Source organism: Streptomyces aidingensis (assembly GCF_900112355.1).
In the GTDB taxonomy this organism is placed as follows: Bacteria; Actinomycetota; Actinomycetes; order Streptomycetales; family Streptomycetaceae; genus Streptomyces; species Streptomyces aidingensis.
This window is the reverse complement of record NZ_FOLM01000042.1, coordinates 1-1,312: the sequence shown is the minus strand read 5'-3', so window position 1 is coordinate 1,312 and position 1,312 is coordinate 1. Positions and strand designations below refer to the sequence as shown.

1 protein-coding gene and 1 pseudogene are annotated in these 1,312 nt (G+C 71.9%); both read right to left on the bottom strand.

Features of this window, described 5'->3' with window-relative positions; all coding sequences use genetic code 11:
* Positions 1 to 313: 313 nt before the first annotated feature.
* On the bottom strand, positions 314 to 829 hold the full coding sequence (locus tag BM242_RS28295; protein ID WP_093841803.1) for a hypothetical protein: 516 nt from the start codon (positions 827 to 829) through the stop codon (positions 314 to 316).
* 280 nt (positions 830 to 1,109) lie between these two features.
* A pseudogene (locus BM242_RS29925) lies at positions 1,110 to 1,312 on the bottom strand (hypothetical protein); the annotation flags it as partial.

Below are 1,312 nucleotides of genomic sequence, written 5' to 3'. Positions count from 1 at the left end.
GCAGCCGAGGAAGAAACCCGCGCCGCCGCCCACCGCTCGGACCATCCCCAGCCCGCCGCCGGCCACCCGCCCACCCAGCACCCCGGCAGCCGGCGGACCCGCTGAACCACCACGTGTCCCGGCCGGTCGAGCGACGCCGGACCGCGCCCCGCCTACCACCGCAGCCTGACCACACCAACCCCAGCCATCCCGCGACTACTCCAGCTCATACTCGGGTGCTTCAACTTCCGCGATCCGGTCCTGAAGCGCCGGGTCGTCCCTCAACTCCTCCGGAAGGACCGTCTCCGACGTGATCAACGCAGAGACCAGCTGATCAACCGACACCACCGCCCCGGTCAGATCCGCACCCACAGGTCGGCCCCGGCCAGATCCGCACCCACAGGTCGGCGTGGGCGAGGTGGGCTCTGTGCAGGTCCACGATTGTGCTGTCGGTGCTGTCGTGTTGGCGGTCTCGGGTCACCAAGGCGTCCAACGCTGCCTGCACGTCAGCCTCGGGGGAGCCTTCCTCCGGGGGCGGTGGTGCGTCACGGACGTGAGCAGCGAGGATCCCGGTGATGATGGGCTGGATCTGGGGCGAGTCCGTCATGAGGAGCTGCAGGGCATAGACGCCGCCCAGACGGACGCTGACAGCCTCATCCCCCAGGTTCGTCACCGCGGCGGTGTACCGGTCGGTGACCAGCCCTTCCTGCGCGGTGACCTGCGCTTCTTGAGCGGTGATCTGGGCTTCCTGGGCGGTGCGCAGCTGCTCGCGGTTGAGGGAGAGCTCGTCGCGGATCTGGCTGCTGGAGTACCACAGGCCGACCACGGCCGCGAGGGACGCCAGCAGCACGGAAGCCAGCTCCGCCCTGCGCGCTGCCGACCCTCGTCCGAGGCGCCCGGCGGGCCGGACGGCGCAGTCGTCGCGTCCGAGGACGGTGCAGCCTGCTCTTCGGCGGGTCTTCGATCAGGGGCGCTCCTGGGCTGGGGAATGCGGCGGGATGCTGTCCGTAACGGACGCCTGCGGCGCTGTCTCATGCCGACAGTTCACCGCTACCGCAGGTCAGACCGCCACTGCTTCCGGGACCCCGTGCACGCAGCACCAACTCGCAGCCGCCGACCGCAGGCCCACTTCACCACGAGCCGCAGCATGCGTCCTGCGCCTGAACCGCCTCACCCGCGCCCACCGTGCCCAGGCCCAGCGCGCCCGGGCCGACGCCGCCGCGCTGCGCTGCGAAGCGGCCCTGCGCGAGCGCATGCCACCGCCCCGGGCCGCAGCCGAGGAAGAAACCCGCGCCGCCGCCCACCGCTCGGACCATCCCCAGCCCGCCGCCGG